We start from the raw sequence: 17,400 nt of genomic DNA, 5'->3' as shown, positions 1-17,400 counted from the left end.
GATAGACTATTTTTTCTCTCCTAGTGTTGTAGCCTTTTGCTTACTTTTAGTATCTAGCCATACATTGGGGACAGCTCCTCCGGGCACTAAGAAAATTTGGGCATTTTGATTACTCTTGAGCGCTTCGTTGAATTGCCCTTGCACTTCAATTTGGCGCAAACTCAAGAGCTTATCGCTCAAACTCTGCCCAATGCTAGCATTAGCTGCTGATTTGGCTTTGGCTTCAATCACGATAGCATCGGCTACCCCTTGAGCCTTGATACGATTAGCATCCGCCTCGCCCTTAGCCAAAGCAGCGAGTTTTTGGGCTTCTTGTTTGGCTTTTTCCACCTCGTATTTCACCCGCTCAGATTCTTGACGGGCAATTTGCACTTTCTCGATCTGTTCTTTAATCTTCTGGGGTAAAACGATTTCTCTTAGTTGGATAGAGCTAAGTTCTACGGGCGCGTTGGGCAACTTAGAAACCTCTTTATTGATGTCTGTATTGATCAGAGCTGCAATCTCATTGCGTTTAATGGGCAAATCTTCAGCCGGATAACGCCCCACCACTGAGCGCACCACATCGCGCACAACTGGGTTAATAATTTTTTGTTCCCAACTCAAACCATAGGTAGCAATAGTTTGAGGGGTAGTTTGTGAGTTAAGGCGGTATTGTACCGTGAGTTCAATAGAAACCGTAAGCCCTCTAGAATCCATTACATTGATCGCGTCATTTCTAAAAATGCCCTGATTTTTCCCCACTATCCCCATGTCCTCTGTGCGTGAAAAATTAATAGTGCGCACGCGCGTATCGATCACTAAAATATCTTGCACAAGCGGGATGAAAAAATGGATTCCAGGTTGCAAGGGGAGAGGATCGTATTTCCCGGCTGTAACTTTGATCCCTATTTCACCAGATTGGATAATCATAAAGGGCTTGGCGATCAGCAAGATCACCACAATTAAAACCAAAATCACTAATGAAGTGAATCGTTTGGATTGAAAAAAGTTTGGAGGCATGGCAGGTTTAAAGGAAGATGGGGTCTTATCGGGCTCTTTGGGGACTTGGGGTTTTTGATTGCCCTGCTTATTTTTGAGATGTTCGTTAAGATCGATGGGCATACGCGCTACCTTTGTCTACTCTGTCGTGGAGTGTGGCGGGGTTTAGAATGCGAGGAGCGTTTGCGGAAAGTTTTGTGCTCAGATTTGGAGGGGCTTAGGAAGTCCTCTTTGCTAATTTTTTGACTTTTAAACTGCAAACTTAAAAGCTTTAAGGTCAGTTGCGCAGGTTCAAATTGCTCCATAAGTCGCTCATATAAACTCACAACTTCCTCATCAACTTCCACTTTGGAAAGCGAGCGCACTAGGCGATCCTCATTCATGTCTGGAATCTCATAAAGCTCGATAGTGGAGTCGATTTCCTTTTGCATGCGTTGTAATTCTTTATACTCCAAGGGGGTTACCAAAGTGATGGCTATGCCCTTTTTGCCTGCCCTACCCGTGCGCCCGATGCGATGGATATAGCTCTCTGTATTTAGGGGTAAATGATAGTTAAATACATGGCTCACATCGCTAATATCTAACCCGCGACTAGCCACATCGGTAGCGACCAGCACATCGGCGTGTTTAGACTTAAAAGCCTTAATGGACTCTTGGCGCGCGCGTTGTTCCATATCTCCATGCAGTGGCGTTGTCTTATAGCCTCTTTCCACTAAGAAATGGTGCAACTCATCAACTTCGCGCTTCATGCGCATAAAAATAATGCTCTTAGTGTGATTTTCTTTATCAAGCAAACGCATGATAGCTTCATTGCGTTCGTGTTCGTTGATCACATAAAAGCGTTGAGAAATGTCCGCGTTAGTGATGTTAGCTGGGGCGATGTGAATAGAAGCGGGATTTTGTAGGATTTTATTGGCTAGATCTTTGATAGGCGGGGGCATTGTGGCTGAGAAAAGTAGAATTTGTGCGTCATTGGGCAGATAATCAAAAATTTCCTCAATGTCGTCCAAAAAGCCCATGTCCAACATCTCATCGCTTTCATCTAAGACAACAACTTTAGGGTTAAAATGCTTGAGTCGCTTATTTTTGAGATGATCTAAAAGCCGTCCGGGAGTTGCGATCATTACTTGGGGATGTCTTTCCAACAATTCGCATTGTTTGCGGATACTCTGCCCTCCATAAATACAAATGGTGCGGGTGCGTGAGCTCTTACCCAATCTAAAAATCTCATCGCTGATTTGCATGGCTAGTTCCCTAGTGGGGGTGATGATAAGTGCTTCTACACTGCGATCGTTTTTAAGATTGTGGATAATGGGCAGAGCAAACGCGGCGGTTTTGCCCGTGCCTGTTTGGGCTTGGGCAATCACATCGCGCCCTTGCAAAATCACAGGAATTGCTTTTTCTTGAATGGGACTAGGCTGGACAAACCCGGCCTCAGCAATGGATTTTAAAATCCTAGGATGCAATCCTAAGTCTTTAAAACCCACAACAGAGGTTTCTTGTGGACTTAAATTTTCTACATTCTGCTGTGTTGGCATGGAGAAGACAACCTTTTATGGTGGTGTATGGGGGATTCCTTTAGAAAACTCGCGCTATTATAACACGAAATATCTTAGGATCGCCCATGCTAGAGAGTAATCTCCTATCTATTTTTGATCAAACCCCCCTTTTGGCCTCTTTTTTAGCGGGGGTGTTAGCTTTCTTAAGCCCCTGTGTGCTTCCCCTCATTCCTGCCTATCTCTCTTACATTTCTCAAAGGTCTCTTGAGGATATTAAAAGCGGATCGGTCAATCGTTTTGGAGTCTTGCTCAATGCGGGTTTTTTCGTGCTAGGCTTTGGTCTAGTCTTTTGGATTTTAGGGGCCTCTATGGCTAAAATCTTGCACAACTTCTTGGGGAATCTGTGGGTGCGCGTGGGGGCAGGGCTCATTGTGTTGCTCTTTGGTTTGCATTTTTTGGGAGTTTTACGCTGGAATTTTCTTTATTCCTCCAAAACTCTCAATCTTGCTCTTGCCCCCAAGAACCCCATTTTGCGCCATTGTTTGCCCTTTATCTTAGGCATGTGTTTTGCCTTGGGTTGGACTCCATGCATTGGACCTATCTTTACAAGCATTGTACTTTTGAGTGGCGCAGAACAAGCTTATGGTCTAACTCTTTTAGGAGTTTTTATTGTGGGTTTTGCAATCCCTTGGTTGCTTGTAGCTTTGATGTTAGAGAAGTCGCTAGGCTTGCTTAAAAATCTAAAAAAACATGGGCGCGCGGTGGAGGTTGTAGCCGGTGTGGTGTTGGTGGTGATGGGCGCGTTGATCTTAAGTGGGAAAATGCAAGATTTGAGCACATGGTTGTCTTAAGGGAATTAATGCTATTAAACAACGCTAGCTTGAATGCAGGGGAGCGGTCTTGTGTGCGCATAGAGAGGGGTGTTATTGTAGAAATAGCGCATCATCTCCAAGCAGGCGCAAGCGAAGAGGTGATTGATTGTAGGGGTAGGGCACTATTACCAAGTCTCATTGATTTAGGGGTTTTTTTGCACAGGCGCGATGCCACCACTTACACTCATCTTAAAAATCAAGCCTACAAGGGAGGTGTGGGGAGCTTAATGGCTATCCCTTTAACTCCTCTTTATTCTCTCAAAGAAGCGGACATGGAGCCCTTAAAGCTCGCACAGAGCGAAGACACGCCCTTAAGCCCGCTAGAATTTGGGGCGATGCAAGAGGCCATTAGACTTAAAGACATGATTTGTCTACACCCCCTTGATTCAGAGCAACGCCTAGAAAGCCTTGCTCTGCTATGTGCCAAGCTCCCCCCCCACACTCCAACTTGTCTTTACATTTACAATTTAGAGGGGCAAAAACTTCTCCCTGCGCTAGATTATGCGCGCATGTTAAATCTTAAGCTTGTTTGTGGCGTGCGGGGCTATGAAGGGCGTTTTAGTTTAGGCATCATGGATCAAACCCCCCTATCTTATCAACTAGGCTTGCCCAGCGTGAGCCCTCTCATTCAAATTAAAGAGGTGGGCAAATACGGCGCAATGGCACTACATACACAGCTTCCCCTCTTGCTAGATAGCGTGGTGGAGCTAGAAGCCTTTGAGATTCTCAAAGGCTTTAAAAATTTGGGAGCTCCCATTTGGGTACAAACCCCCTTGCACCATTTGATTTTAGATGAGAGCATTTATGCGCATTATGACACCCGCACTAAGATTCTCCCCCCCCTCAAACCCAAAGAACACCAAAATGCCCTGCGCGAGTTGCTTGAAGAGGGGATTGATATTCTCACTTCTTTACACTATACGCATTCTCCTAGCATGCATATTTTCGAGGATGCGCCTTTTGGCATGAATAGCATTGATGCCTTTTTCCCCTTGGCTTATACCCATTTGGTCAAAACCGGCTGTATTAGTTTGGAAAGATTGTTAGAACTGAGCGCACGCAATCCAGCGCAGTTTTTGGGCTTGGATTGTGGAGAGGTGGCATTGGGAAAACAAGCCCGCTTAATGCTAGTGGATTTAGAGGGTAAAACCCGTGTGGATAATCCGGCAAGCATTTACCATCATCAAGTTTTAGAGGGGCATGTGGACGCTGTGATTTCTTTAGATCGGATAATCTGGCATGGATAATCTTAAGATCATTGGGGCAAGCGCGCTAGTTAGTTGTGATAATGCCTTTAGCGTGTGGGAGAATGGCGCAGTGGCGCTAGCCTCTGGGCACATTGTGGACATAGGTAAATTAGAAACTCTGCGCCGCACCTATCCTAATGCTCCCTTAAAGTTTTACCGCCATTGTGCTTTGCTCCCTGCATTAGTCAATCCACATATTCATTTTGAGTTTTCCGGTCATAAGAACACTTTTAAATATGGGGGCGGGTTTGAGGGGTGGCTTACCAGTGTGATGCGCCATCGTGAGAGTGTGTTTAAGGGATTAGATAGACACATCCAACAAGCTATCCGCGTCCAGTTGCGCAGTGGAGTGGGGAGTGTGGGGGCTATTAGTAGTCATGGTTTAGAAAGAGAGACTTTAGCGCGCACGCCTTTAAGGGTGGTTTTCTTTGATGAGTTGATTGGGAGCACCCCTCACGCACTAGAGCAAAATTTAGCAGATTTTGAGCGCCGATGTGCCTTATCCAAACAACACGCAAGCGCGCATTTTATCCCGGCTATTGCCATCCACGCCCCCTATTCTGTGCATAAAACATTGGCCCAAAGAGTGCTCGATAAGATCGATCTTAAAACCCCCATTTCGGCGCATTTTTTGGAGTCCAAACCTGAATTAGAATGGTTGGAGAGTAAACAAGGTTGGTTTGGGCATTTTTTTTCTGACATCTTGCGCGTGCAACACCCTGTGTACTCTTATGAGAGTGCGCAGGATTTCTTAGATCTCTTTAGCAAAAGACATCTTTTATTAGTGCACGCCCTTTTTGCCCGCCCTGAGCATTTCCAACATGCCAAAAAGATCGCCGCACAAGTCCATGTGATCACCTGCCCTAGGTCTAATCGCCTCTTAAGCGGACAATTGCTTGATCTTACACTCTTGCGCACCGCACAAATCCCCTATGCCCTTGCTACAGATGGCAAAAGCTCCAACATGGATATCGATCTCTTAGAAGAGTTAGGTTATGCTCTTTTTACTCTGCCGGGTAATTTAGAAGACAACGCCTTAGAACTTTTACTAGGTTGCACAAGACATGCCAGTCAAGCTTTGGGCTTGAGTAATGGGAGTTTGGAAGTGGGCAAAGTGGCTGATCTGAGCGTTTTCCCTTTCACAAAGGTAAACACACCCCTAGAGATTGTTTTGGGCATGGTGAGGGCTAAAAAAGCGCGCGCCCTTTATATTCAGGGATGCCAAGTGTTTTAAGCCAATTTAAGCTAAAATAAAAATTTTCACAAGAGGTTTACCATGGAATTGCAATTAGCTAGACAGAGTTTAAAAGATGACGCAAAAAAGATGCCCAAGTTGCCCTTAGAGGACATTGTCAAAAAGCATGAACATGGGGAGTGTGTTTTTTACTTTTCTGGGAGTAATCCCCATAAAGACATGCTAGCTATGTTGGCTTCTTTGGAGAAAAAGGGCTATAGGGTCTGTCTTTTTGAGGTCAAAATCAGCACGGATGCTAAGGATTTCCTTTACGCCTTGCATTTCATTTAGGAGTTGCCATGAAAGGTGCTGCTAAAAAAGTTTATATTGAAACGATGGGTTGTGCGATGAACACCCGGGATAGCCAACATCTCTTAAGCGAGCTTCATAAAGTGGGTTATGAAGAGAGTGGCGATCCCAAAGAAGCGGATTTAATTTTGCTCAACACCTGCAGTGTGCGCGAAAAACCTGAGAGAAAGCTCTTTTCAGAGATCGGACACTTTGCCAAGATCAAAAAGGAGGGAGCTAAAATAGGGGTGTGTGGGTGTAGCGCAAGCCACATGGGAGCTCAAATTTTACAAAAAGCCCCAAGCGTGGATTTTGTGCTAGGTGCGCGCAATGTTTCTAAAATCAGCCAAATTATTCACCACCCTAAGGCTGTAGAAATTGCCCTTGATCATGATGAGAGTCATTATGTCTTTGGTCATAGCAAAAGCGCGCTCCAAGCCCTCATCAATATCTCTATTGGGTGCGATAAGCATTGTAGCTATTGTATTGTGCCCCACACGCGCGGAAAAGAGATTTCTATCCCCATGGATTTGATTTTGCAAGAGGCGCGCTATCGGGTAAAAAATGGGGCTAAAGAAATTATCCTCTTGGGGCAAAATGTTAATAATTATGGCGCACGCTTTAGCACAGATCATCCCAAAGCGACATTCACCACCCTTTTAGAGTCTCTTTGTCAAATTGAGGGGCTCAAGCGCATCCGCTTCACCTCCCCCCACCCCTTGCACATGGACGATGCCTTTTTAGAATGTTTTGCTAAACATCCTCAAATTTGCAAGAGCATTCATATCCCCTTGCAAAGCGGATCGAATGCAATTTTAAAGGCGATGAGGCGGGGTTACACCAAAGAGTGGTATTTAAACCGCATTGAAAAATTGCGCTCCCTTGTGCCTGATGTGGGCATTGGAACGGATATTATCGTAGGTTTTCCCGGGGAAAGTCAAGCAGATTTTGAGCACACGATGGATGTACTAGAGCAGGTGCGTTTTGACACGATGTATAGTTTTATCTACTCTCCGCGCCCGCTCACTCCAGCGGCTAATTGGGATGACCAAGTGCCCTATGAAATCGCCCAACAAAATTTGAGTCGTTTGCAACAAAGACACCAAGAGATTTTAGAGCAAAAGGCTAAAAATCAGCTAGGTAAGATTTATCAAGTCTTGGTAGAGAGCATTAAAGAAGGGCGTGCGCAGGGGCGTAGCGATCAAGGGCGTTTGCTCAGTTTTGAGGCTGGGGGTGTGCAGGTGGGGGATTTGGTAGAAGTGGCAGTAAGAGCGCACCATAGGGGGAGTTTACAAGGGCAGTGTTTAGGGGCTTGATTTGTGTTAAAGCGTTTGCGCAATGGAATGGTTTTAAAAGCACTCCCCGTGTTGCTTTATTGGGTCTTAAAAATTCTGTTTAAAACTTGCCGTAACCGCTTTTTCTTGGCTGAAAACCTCAAGCACACCTCTTTTATCGCCAGCTTTTGGCATGGAGAAATCGCGATGTTGCCCTTTGCCTATTTGCGGCTCAAAAAACAACCTAACTTGTATGTAGTGGCTAGCGAGCATTTTGATGGAAGTTTGGCCGTGGGGTTGTATCGGTGTTTTGGTTTTTATGCTATTAGGGGGTCGAGTAAAAAAGGGGGCGTGCGGGTTTTGGTCGAGGGGATGAAACACTTGCGCGCTGGAGCAGATGTGGGTTTAACTCCAGATGGTCCTAGGGGGCCTTATCATAGTATCGCTGATGGCGTGGTGGCTTTAGCACAAAAAACAGGCATGGGTGTGGTGGTGTGTCGCGTGATTTTTAAGAATGCTTTTACCTTTAAGACTTGGGATCGCTTCCAGCTCCCTAAGCCCTTTTCAGAGGTGCACTACTATATGCAAGAACCCTTTTTTATCCCCAAAGAGATGGAGATGAATCAAGCCAAACAGCTTATCGCAACGCGCATGGATGAGTGTGGACAATGTTTGGATTCTTAAAATCTATCTTTTATGATAGTATTCGGGAATTGTTTTTCTCTGATGTTTTTATCTCATTTAATTTGGATCATGAGATATTGACCGGGCGTGTGGAGCACCTCAAACGCGGGAAAGTTTTAGAAGTGATCAATAGGGCTTATGCTGTCAAAGATGGAGTTATCCCTGTTAAGGCACTCAAAGATGCACGCGATTTTATACGGACCTACCCCTTTTCGTATCTGTGTGGTATGGCCAAGAGCATAGATCAGGGGGTGTGTAAAAAGGAACATCTGGAAATTTACGCCCCTGTTCCCAAAAAAGAGCTTGTGGTCTTAGAAGTGGATAATCATTGTTTCTTTATCCCAAAGACTTCGCTTAAGCAAGATAGTAAGAATTTTCAAGTTGTCCTACAAAAGGTAGATTACCTTTTTTCGCCCTTTTTGTTGATGTATGGCTACATTCATCCCATGCGCGAAGAGGGAGCGATCCTCTATGCTATGCTCGAACACTCTAGGGTATGCGTGATTGTCATGCAACGCAAAGAAGTTTGTTATAGTAAATGCCATCATTTAGAAACTCATAAAAATTTGAGCACGGCCACCCATGAAACCCAAGAGGACTACGAACAAGAAGAAGCCCTTTTAAAATCATTCCTAAACTCTATGGAGGCCAATTTAGCGAGCATGGACACTATAGATGGCAACTCATCAACCAATTCGCAATCTGCACCAGATTTGCAAGACCCAAGAAGTCTAATAGAGGACATGGCTCATGTATCTGACATTGTGGAGATTTTGCAAGAGAGTCTCAAGATAGTTTATGAGCGTCCCCGCTACCCCCTAGAGGACTTTGTAGAGAAGGTTTGTATTTTAAACACCTACCAACTCAATCCACACATGGTGGAGATATTAAGAGATGAGCTAATGTTAGAGGTGGTCAGTATTCCTATTTCAATTACCGAGCAACTAAGCATCTTTGCTAAAAGAGAGCAATATAAACATGCGCTATAGTTATAGTAAGCCCGGCACCAAGCGTATGGTAAGTTTGCACACGAAAGTGTGGGTGTTTTACATGGTGCTAGCTATTTGTCTAAGTGCGTGGGCAGGGCATTTTCTTGAGCAAAACACCGAATCCTCCAATCAAGAAAGCGCGATTGCTCAAATGCAAAATAGTATCTATGGCCATGAAATCGACAGGCTTAAGATTCGGCAAGAAACTATTAAAAAACAACTTCAAGATGTGGCTTATCGCGTTGTGTATAATGCCAACATTAAAAGTGCTATCAAGGGAATTTTACAAATCATTCCAGATTCCATTACCATTCAATCCATCACTATAGATTACTCTTCTTTGGTGATCAAGGGAGTAGTTTCTTCCAAAGAGGCCTTTCAGCTTTCTTTGCAACAACGACTCAACTCTATTTTTGAAAACAATCAGGTAACTTTTTATCCTATTAGTAATGGTTGGCGTTTTGTCTCTAGCAGTTCTTCTAGTACATCTTTTATTGAAAAGAGAGGGGATTAATGGGGGGGGGTGTTGAGGCCAAAAAAGAGAGTCGCTATGAAAGAAGCCTAGCTTTTGAGCGGTTAGTTAAAAATTTTTTATTCACGATGATTTTTGGTGTGGTGACTGGTTTAGCTGTGCATTTTTTGGTGTGGGAACATATTGAGAAATTTCGAATCCAGCATGGAGATACAGAGCAAAAACATCTTATTGCTAGACATAGAGAAAAAATTTTTTTAGCCACGCTAAAAGAATACCGCTCTTTTAAGGATTCTAGCGTGCCTAAGCTCACGCATTTGAGCTATCAAGCGAGTGTAGGACAACTTAATCAGCTCTTGAATCGGCACTTCTACCGCTTGCAAATACAGGCTAAGCCCGAAGCACGCCGTCATGATGGGGGAGTGATTCATGAGATTTTAGCAATCAAGGCGCATGCGCGCTCTTTAGGCGATCTCTATGATTTTTTAGACGGAATGCGCAAGATTAATGCCTATATTCAAGTGAATCTCCCTATCACAATTAGTAAGGATAAACAGGCTTTTGCGTTAAGTTTTAGAATCCATGTTGAATATAAAAGTAGCGATCTATGAAACCTATTCGCTTTAATTCCCAAGCTTGCGCTTCTTGTGGGGCTCGCTGTTGTTTAGGTGAGGGCTATGTCTTTGTTAAACAAGCAGAGATAGAACAAATTGCTAAGTTTTTAGGAATGTCCCTAGGGGATTTTGCAATCCAATATTTACGGCGTGTAGAGGGGGCTTATAGCTTGTTAGAGAGCCCAGAGACTCACAAGGCTTGCGTGTTTTTAGATATAGAGAGTAGCCATTGTCGCATTTATCCAGTGCGCCCTAGGCAATGCCGTACTTATCCCTTTTGGGAATGGCTTAAAGAGGGTGATTTAACCCATTGTCCGGGAGTGGAATTTATCAAGGAGACATAAAATGAGAAAAACAATACATGGTTGGAAAAAGTTTATATGGATGGGAATTTTAGGAGGATTGCTTGTAGCGCATGGGTTGACAGAGGATGAACAAATTCTCATCACTTCAGATGCTTTCCATAGGGGAGATTTTGCTACAGCTAAAAAAGGTTATCTGAATCTTTATAGAGAAACAAATAATATTCTCTACGCCAAAGAAGCGGCTATTTCAGCAGCAAGCTTAGGGGATATTAATACGGCCGTTAGGTTGGCTATGCTCTACAAGAAACACACAAAGGATGATACGGACCTTTCGATCAATAAAATCCTAGTAGATGGCTACATTAAAACTGGCCAGACAGATAAAGCAATCGCGTTGCTAGAAGATATCCGTCGCGAAGATAAATCCTTAATGTTAGATCATGTGCTAGGTTCGTTGTATCTGAGTGAAAAACGCTATGATAAGGCCTTTCCTTTATTAAACAAGCTTTATAACCAGACTCATAATGAGGACAGCCTAGAAAAACTTGTTACAATCTACTTTATGCAAAACAGCCATCAAGAAGCAGTCAACTTACTAACTTCGCACATTAAGAATTATGGTTGTTCTCCCGATCTTTGCCAGCGGGCTTATAATACCTTTATCCAACTTCGTGAACTTGAAAGGGCTAAAGATGTCTTTGGTACTCTGTATGAGAAAAAACCTGTAGTTCAAAATGCCCAAATCTACATTGGTGTCTTAGTACTTCTTAAAGAATTTGATAAAGCCCAAGAGATTGCAGAGCATTACCCTTTTGATCGCCGACTTCTCTTAGACCTCTACACAGCCCAAAAAAAATTTGCCCTAGCGGCTAAACAAGCTGGTTTGATTTACAAAGAGAAAAAAGACCCAAGCTTCCTCGCTTTGGAAGCCATTTACACTTACGAACATCTCAACGCCACCCATCATCCCATTACTAAAGCTGAGGCAATCTCTATTACTAGAAAACTTGAGCAGGCTATCCGCGAACGCACGCTAAATTTACAAAAACACAAGGGAAGTTTAAATTTGCAGGATGCCTTCTTTTATAATTTTTTAGGCTATTCCCTCATCGATTACAATCTCAATATCAAAAAGGGGATTTCCTATGTCAAAACCGCCTTACAAATCGAACCTGACTCAATTTTTTATTTAGACTCTTTGGCTTGGGGTTATTACAAACTTGGTCAGTGCGCGCAAGCTAAAGAAGTGTTTGCCAAGATTGAACCTAATATCATCAACGCACAGCCCGAATTGCAAGCTCATGCCGATGCTATCACAAAATGCCATTGATTTAGACGCGCTCAAATCTTATATTTCCCTTAAAGAGCAGATGTTGCCCCTAGATGTGTTGGGGCGCACTTTGGCCTATAACCCTTATGCACCTCGATTAGACTTAGAATATCTTAAACGCCCGAAGCAAACCCCTTACACTCTTTTATCTTTAAGTGCACACACAGACTTAGAACTTCTCTTGCACCAACTAGAAAAGGCTACACACGCCCACGCCATAATGATAGATTTTACACCCCTCTATGATCAAGGCATGCCCTCTTTGGCAATGCTAGATTTATTGGGCTATTTGCGCCGTTTAAGTTCCCAACCTCTTATTCATAAAGATTTTTTTATCACGCCTTACCAACTCTTGGAGAGTGTGGTACACGGGGGCGATGGAGTGATTTTAAAGGCCTCTTTGCCCGATCTTAAAAATCTATGCCACTACGCGACCCGCTTAGGTTTGCTTGCCATTGTTGAGGTGCGCACCAAAGAGGAATTAAAGGCAAGCATTTTAGCCCGTGCGCAAGCTCTCTATTTGAGCACAAATTTTGAAGACCTGCTCAAACTCACCCCTCAAAATCTCATCATTCTTAAAGATCACGACCCCGCCTGTGCAGATAATGCCTATGGCGTGGACGCGCTTATCACCACACCCTAAGTGAGTTGTAAAGGCTATCGCGCTCTACTGGAATAAAGCGCGCGTCTTTAATTTGAGCGATCAGCTCCTCTTTAGCTAGACCCCTAGCGCTCTGTGCTCCCCCAGCTGATTGGATTTTTTCTACCCCGATCGTACCATCTAAATCATCTGCACCAAATTCTTGGGCGACTAAAGCCAAATTAAGCCCCAAAGTTGCCCAATAAGCCTTGATATGGGGGATGTTTTGCAACACAATGCGCGCGATGGCAATGGTTTTTAAAATCTCCACCGCGCTAGGACTGCGGGGCACTTTTAAGAAATTGTTATCTCTTTGGTAGAGCAGGGGGATAAAGGCGTTAAACCCTCCTTTTTTCTCTAAGGCATGTGGACTCTGCGTAGCTTTGAGGCGCAGCATGTGATCTAGGCGATCCTCTCTACTCTCAATATGTCCAAACAGCATGGTTGCATTGCTCATTTTTCCCAAAGAATGCCAATACTGGTGGATTTCTAGCCAACGCTTTGAGCTCACCTTGCCTCCACAAATGCGCCTTCTAACATTCTCAGCAAAGATTTCTGCCCCGCCCCCGGGCATGCTATCTACCCCTGCCTCTAGCATGTCTTCTAGCACCTCTTGGTAGGGCTTGTTAAACTTGGTGCTCAAAAAATGCACCTCAGCGGCCGTCATCGCCTTTAAGTGCAAATCTGGCATGCGTGCCTTAATGAGTCTAAAGAGCTCCAAATACCATTCATAGGTGTAATTAGGGTTATGCGCGCTGACTACATGCACTTCTTTAACCCCGGCACCATAGGCGTTTTCAATTTGATCTAAGATTTCCTCATGATTCATGGCATAGGGGTTGGGGTTTTTACGGCTAGCAGAAAAAGCGCAAAATTTACAACTATCTGCGCAAATATTGCTGGGGTTGAGATGGCGGTTGGTGTTAAAAAAAACCTGATCTTGGTGGTAACGCGTGCGAATCGTGTGGGCCGCCTCGCCCAAGGTATATAAGTCGTAATCATAAAGTTTAGCTAGACTTAGCGCGTCTAAGTCCTCTGAATCTAAAGCCTGTGTGAGTAAATCCATTTAGCCTCCAGTTTGATAAAATGCGCGCTCAGAAATTTGATAACTCCCGCTCCAAAGATTTTTTTCGGGTTTGTTGGCGACTGCTTGCTTGAGAACTTCTAACATGCGTGCGCTCTCAGCACTCAAAATTGCCTCTTTGGCGTTCACGCTATCTTGGTAATACAAGCAGGGAAAGAGCGTCCCATCCGCGCTTAAGCGCACGCGATTACAGCTCTTGCAAAAATCCTCTTTATGTGGGGCGATGATTCCAAATTGATAGCCATTCTCTAGGGTGTAAATTTGTGCCGGTCCTAGTTCTTTTTGAGGCGCGCCGATAATCTTATATCTAGTGTTAATTACCTCTAAAATTTGCGCTTGAGAAACTCCTTGCAAGCGCGCATGAGCATGGGTGTTTTCCATAAACTCAATATAACGGATTTGGGAATTCTTCTCTTGGGCAAAGTCTAGCAGATCTAAAATCTCTCCCTCATTAATCCCCTTGAGTACAACCATGTTGAATTTGAGCTTTAAACCCGCCTTTAAAGCGGCTTCAATACCTCTTAAAACTGCCTTCAACGCGTCTTTTTGAGAAATTTGCAACACGCGCCCAGCTTTGAGCGAATCTAAGGAGATATTCACGCGACTCAAGCCCGCATTTTTAAGGGATTGGGCATGTTTTTCTAATAAAAAGGCGTTGGTAGTGAGCACTAATAAGACCTTAGGATTGTAGGCGTGTAGCTTGGCAATAAAAGGCACTAAATCCTTACGCAGGAGGGGTTCGCCTCCAGTCAGACGGATTTTTTCAATCCCCGCATCAATGGCGATTTTAAGGAACTCTAACATGCGATCTAGGGGGATCACCTCCTCGCGGGGGTTAAAGTCTAGGGGGGTGGTGGGCATACAATAAGCGCATCTAAAATTGCATTGCTTGGTGAGTGAAACCCTCAAATAAGTAACCTGCCTCCCGAAACCATCAATGAGCATACAATCCTCTCTTAAAAATTTCCCCTAAAATAGCAAATTTGGACTGAAAATGCTGTAAGCTAGCACATAATTGATAGTTAGGATTATAAATGAAAACGATTGTTATAAATGCCTCAGTTTTATTAAGCGACTTGACTGGCATTGGATTTTACACCCTCACCTTAATCCAAACCCTAGAAAAACATTTTAAATATCGCCACGATGTAGAGCTCAAACTTGTAGTCAATGGGATTCTTTATGACAGCCTGAGTGCTTTAGGTATCCTGCAAAACCCATCTCATCTCAATCCACATGCTAAATCTCCTAGTAAATGGCTAAAGTATGCCCGGTATGTCTTAACTCCACCCCTTTATTCTTATCTCAAGTACAAATACATATTTCCTTATTTAGAAAAACGCAAATACCAACACCTGCCCCTCTTTGATCTCTATATTGAACCTAATTTTATTGCCATGCCCATCCAAGCTAAAAAGATTCTAGGTTGCATTCACGATCTGCCCCCTTGCGATAAAAAAGGATGGATGCTCTCTGAAGATGATGAGCGGTATTGGAATCTCTATATTTTGCCTAAAATGCGCCATTACGATGAGAGCATTTGTTTTTGTCAAGTGGTAAAAAAAGATATTTTAAAAACATTTGGTTGGTTAGAATCCAAGGTACATGTTATTTATCATGGTCTACGGGAATATTTAGACACACATATGGAGAGTTTACCTTCTGATTTCCCTCAAGATTTTATTTTAGTGGTTGGAGCTAAGGCTAGGCGGCGCAATGTGCATAGACTCATAGAGGCCTTTAAACTTTTGCCAACACCTATGCAAAAACGCTATAAAATTGTGCTAACAGGTGCGCACAACAATTTGACCCCTAAAGAGCAAAAAGCTTATGAAGAATCTTTTATTATCAACTTGCACTATGTGTCTGATGCCATGCTCAAAGCTCTCTATGCTCACGCCAAATTGCTATGGTGGGGAAGTTTGGCCGAGGGTTTTGGACTGCCTATGTTGGAAGCGATGCAGGCTGGTTGTGTGATCTTGGCTAGTGATGTGTCTTGCATGCCTGAGATTCTAGGCGATGTAGGGGTGTACTGCAATCCTTACAATACCCAAGACATCGCTCAAGCTCTAAAACAAGCATTGAGCGATGAAAGTCTACGCCAAATCTGCATTACAAGAGGATTTCAACGAATCAAAAGCTTTAATTTTGAAGCGAGTATGCAAGAGCATATAAAAGTTGTTGAGCAGATGTTAAGGAGTTAAATCATGCTATCCTCAGACACTTTGTTAAATATCCCCTGCGTGATCTTGACTGGGGGTAGAAGCGCGCGGATGCGTGTGGGGGTAGAACAACGCGATAAGGCGTTGCTAGAATTTGGCAATTATCCCACCTTGTTAGCCTACCAACATGCCAAAATGAGCGCGCTTTTTGAGCGAGTTTATATCAGTGCTAAAAGACCTTACCCCCTGCATGCGCGCTATATTTTGGATACCAAGCCCCTTTTTAGCCCACTGCTGGGTATTGTTAGCGCGCTTAAAACTCTGCAAGAGAGCGTTTTTATTATCCCAATAGACATGCCTTTGGTGCGCGCACAGACGATTTTAAAACTTTGTGAATGCGCCTTCAGCGCGGGGGTGGTTTATGCGAAGTCTGAGCGTTTTTATCTGCTGGGCTGTTTTCAAATGAGTATGCTGGAGAGCTTAGAGCGCGCTCTGCGCTCCAATGGCTCAATCGCCCAGATTTTGCAAGAAGGCTTAGGCATTGAGTTAGAGCCAAGTGCAGAGTTTAGCAACTGCAACACCTATGCAGAATACCAGGAGGCTTTAAGGAGCTGGCATGGCTGAAGAAGAAAAAACTGAACTCCCCTCAGCCAAGAAGATCGAAAAGGCGCGTGAAGAGGGGAATGTCGCCAAGAGTTTAGAGGTGGTGGGATTTCTGGGGTTAGCGGGGGGTTTTGGCGGGCTATTTGCCTTTTTTAGGGCATGGTTGGATCATTTTGAAAGCATCTTTAGGCAGAGTTTACACTGGATTAATCTAGACTTCACGCCTAATAATCTCCACTTACTCACCATGCAACTGCTCAAAGACATCGCCTGGGTGTTATTGCCCTTTTTATTTTTGATGTTTGTACTGGCCTTTGTGGGCAATGTGTTGCAATTTGGCCTGCTCTTTAGCCCTAAGGCGATTGTGCCCAAGTTCTCTAAGATCAATCCCATCAACGGGCTTAAAAATCTCTTTTCTATGAAGCGGCTTTTAGACGGCTTGCTCATCACTGCAAAGGTGTGCATCGCCTTTGTATTGGGCTTTGTGGTGGTGAGCTTGTTTATTGGGGAATTGGCCAAGATCGCGCGCATTGACATTAAAAACCAAGCTCTATGGTTTAGTCAAAAAGCTCTCATTCTCATCGCAACTTTGCTTTTTCTATTTCTTGTAACCTCACTTTTAGATTTTCTGCTCAAACGCCGTCAGTATATTAATTCGCTCAAAATGACTAAGCAGGAAGTCAAGGACGAATACAAGCAGCAAGAGGGTAATCCTGAGATCAAGGCTAAAATCAAGCAGTTAATGCTGAAAAATTCCATGAGCAAGATGATGGCCGCCATTCCAAGCGCGAATGTGGTCGTTACTAACCCCACGCATTATGCGGTCGCGCTCCGCTTTGAAGAAAAGGATGTCGCCCCTGTGGTGGTGGCTAAGGGGATCGAACATTTGGCCATCCGTATCAAGGCGATCGCCAGAGAGCATGACATTGAGATCATTGAAAACCCCAAATTAGCGCGCGAGCTGTATAAAGAAGTGGATGTAGATGAGGTGATCCCTAAAATGCTTTTTGAGGCGGTGGCGATCGTCTTTGCCCAAGTCGCCCATATTGAGCAGATGAAAAACAAGCGCTAGGGTTTGCCATCTCATAATGAGGATTTTATAGAGTTTGAGTATTTGGAATTTTC

General features: G+C 43.9%; 19 protein-coding genes. 15 read left to right on the top strand and 4 right to left on the bottom strand.

Annotation, left to right across the window (positions count from 1 at the left end):
- Positions 1–6: 6 nt before the first annotated feature.
- Positions 7–1,101 (bottom strand): prohibitin family protein, encoded by a 1,095-nt coding sequence (locus C6H00_RS08140; RefSeq protein WP_104750485.1) that lies wholly within the window; start codon positions 1,099–1,101, stop codon positions 7–9.
- Between the two features lie 5 nt (positions 1,102–1,106).
- The gene (locus C6H00_RS08135; RefSeq protein WP_104750484.1) at positions 1,107–2,516 is read right to left on the bottom strand and encodes a DEAD/DEAH box helicase; all 1,410 of its coding nucleotides are present in this window, start codon (positions 2,514–2,516) and stop codon (positions 1,107–1,109) included.
- Between the two features lie 86 nt (positions 2,517–2,602).
- Here C6H00_RS08135 and C6H00_RS08130 point away from each other — a divergent pair, with 86 nt between their 5' ends.
- From C6H00_RS08130 to C6H00_RS08075, 12 genes are read left to right on the top strand one after another with little or no spacing between them, the layout of a single operon-like run.
- Positions 2,603–3,328, top strand: coding sequence for a cytochrome c biogenesis protein CcdA (locus C6H00_RS08130; RefSeq protein ID WP_104750483.1), 726 nt, complete (start codon positions 2,603–2,605; stop codon positions 3,326–3,328).
- Positions 3,329–3,336: 8 nt separating this feature from the next.
- Positions 3,337–4,596, top strand: a complete 1,260-nt coding sequence (locus tag C6H00_RS08125; RefSeq protein ID WP_104750482.1) for an amidohydrolase family protein — start codon at positions 3,337–3,339, stop codon at positions 4,594–4,596.
- A complete protein-coding gene (gene mqnF / locus C6H00_RS08120; RefSeq protein ID WP_104750481.1) occupies positions 4,589–5,830 on the top strand; it encodes an aminofutalosine deaminase family hydrolase in 1,242 nt (413 codons plus the stop codon). Before C6H00_RS08125 ends, mqnF begins: the two co-directional genes overlap by 8 nt.
- Positions 5,831–5,872: 42 nt before the next feature.
- A complete protein-coding gene (locus C6H00_RS08115) occupies positions 5,873–6,121 on the top strand; it encodes an HP0268 family nuclease (protein WP_104578238.1) in 249 nt (82 codons plus the stop codon).
- Between the two features lie 8 nt (positions 6,122–6,129).
- A complete protein-coding gene (gene miaB, locus C6H00_RS08110; protein WP_104750480.1) occupies positions 6,130–7,434 on the top strand; it encodes a tRNA (N6-isopentenyl adenosine(37)-C2)-methylthiotransferase MiaB in 1,305 nt (434 codons plus the stop codon).
- 27 nt (positions 7,435–7,461) lie between these two features.
- On the top strand, positions 7,462–8,076 hold the full coding sequence (locus tag C6H00_RS08105) for a lysophospholipid acyltransferase family protein (protein ID WP_199769226.1): 615 nt from the start codon (positions 7,462–7,464) through the stop codon (positions 8,074–8,076).
- Positions 8,061–9,065, top strand: coding sequence for a hypothetical protein (locus C6H00_RS08100; protein WP_104750478.1), 1,005 nt, complete (start codon positions 8,061–8,063; stop codon positions 9,063–9,065). Before C6H00_RS08105 ends, C6H00_RS08100 begins: the two co-directional genes overlap by 16 nt.
- Positions 9,055–9,579, top strand: coding sequence for a hypothetical protein (locus C6H00_RS08095; protein WP_104750477.1), 525 nt, complete (start codon positions 9,055–9,057; stop codon positions 9,577–9,579). Before C6H00_RS08100 ends, C6H00_RS08095 begins: the two co-directional genes overlap by 11 nt.
- Entirely contained in the window at positions 9,579–10,148 is a 570-nt protein-coding gene (locus C6H00_RS08090) for a hypothetical protein (protein WP_104750476.1), read from the top strand. Before C6H00_RS08095 ends, C6H00_RS08090 begins: the two co-directional genes overlap by 1 nt.
- Complete coding sequence (locus C6H00_RS08085; RefSeq protein WP_104750475.1) at positions 10,145–10,495, top strand: YkgJ family cysteine cluster protein; 351 nt, start codon at positions 10,145–10,147, stop codon at positions 10,493–10,495. The genes C6H00_RS08090 and C6H00_RS08085 overlap by 4 nt, the downstream gene beginning before the upstream one ends.
- Position 10,496: 1 nt before the next feature.
- Complete coding sequence (locus tag C6H00_RS08080; protein WP_104750474.1) at positions 10,497–11,786, top strand: tetratricopeptide repeat protein; 1,290 nt, start codon at positions 10,497–10,499, stop codon at positions 11,784–11,786.
- Positions 11,758–12,429 (top strand): beta/alpha barrel domain-containing protein, encoded by a 672-nt coding sequence (locus C6H00_RS08075; RefSeq protein ID WP_199769222.1) that lies wholly within the window; start codon positions 11,758–11,760, stop codon positions 12,427–12,429. Before C6H00_RS08080 ends, C6H00_RS08075 begins: the two co-directional genes overlap by 29 nt.
- On the opposite strand, the gene mqnE is transcribed toward C6H00_RS08075, so the two are convergent.
- Together mqnE and moaA are read right to left on the bottom strand one after the other, a co-directional pair.
- A complete protein-coding gene (gene mqnE / locus C6H00_RS08070) occupies positions 12,416–13,492 on the bottom strand; it encodes an aminofutalosine synthase MqnE (RefSeq protein WP_104750473.1) in 1,077 nt (358 codons plus the stop codon). The genes C6H00_RS08075 and mqnE overlap by 14 nt on opposite strands.
- The gene (gene moaA, locus C6H00_RS08065; protein ID WP_104750472.1) at positions 13,493–14,455 is read right to left on the bottom strand and encodes a GTP 3',8-cyclase MoaA; all 963 of its coding nucleotides are present in this window, start codon (positions 14,453–14,455) and stop codon (positions 13,493–13,495) included.
- Positions 14,456–14,544: 89 nt separating this feature from the next.
- Here moaA and C6H00_RS08060 point away from each other — a divergent pair, with 89 nt between their 5' ends.
- From C6H00_RS08060 to flhB, 3 genes are read left to right on the top strand one after another with little or no spacing between them, the layout of a single operon-like run.
- Positions 14,545–15,714, top strand: coding sequence for a glycosyltransferase family 4 protein (locus C6H00_RS08060; protein WP_104750471.1), 1,170 nt, complete (start codon positions 14,545–14,547; stop codon positions 15,712–15,714).
- 3 nt (positions 15,715–15,717) lie between these two features.
- Positions 15,718–16,296 carry an NTP transferase domain-containing protein gene (locus C6H00_RS08055; protein WP_233704499.1) on the top strand — a complete coding sequence of 193 codons (579 nt, stop codon included), beginning with the start codon at positions 15,718–15,720 and terminating at the stop codon, positions 16,294–16,296.
- Positions 16,289–17,347, top strand: coding sequence for a flagellar biosynthesis protein FlhB (gene flhB / locus C6H00_RS08050; RefSeq protein WP_104750470.1), 1,059 nt, complete (start codon positions 16,289–16,291; stop codon positions 17,345–17,347). Before C6H00_RS08055 ends, flhB begins: the two co-directional genes overlap by 8 nt.
- Positions 17,348–17,400 lie beyond the last annotated feature (53 nt).

The organism is Helicobacter cynogastricus, assembly GCF_900197855.1.
In the GTDB taxonomy this organism is placed as follows: Bacteria; Campylobacterota; Campylobacteria; order Campylobacterales; family Helicobacteraceae; genus Helicobacter; species Helicobacter cynogastricus.
Note: the sequence above shows the minus strand (reverse complement) of the source record. Positions and strands in the feature narration are given on the sequence as shown.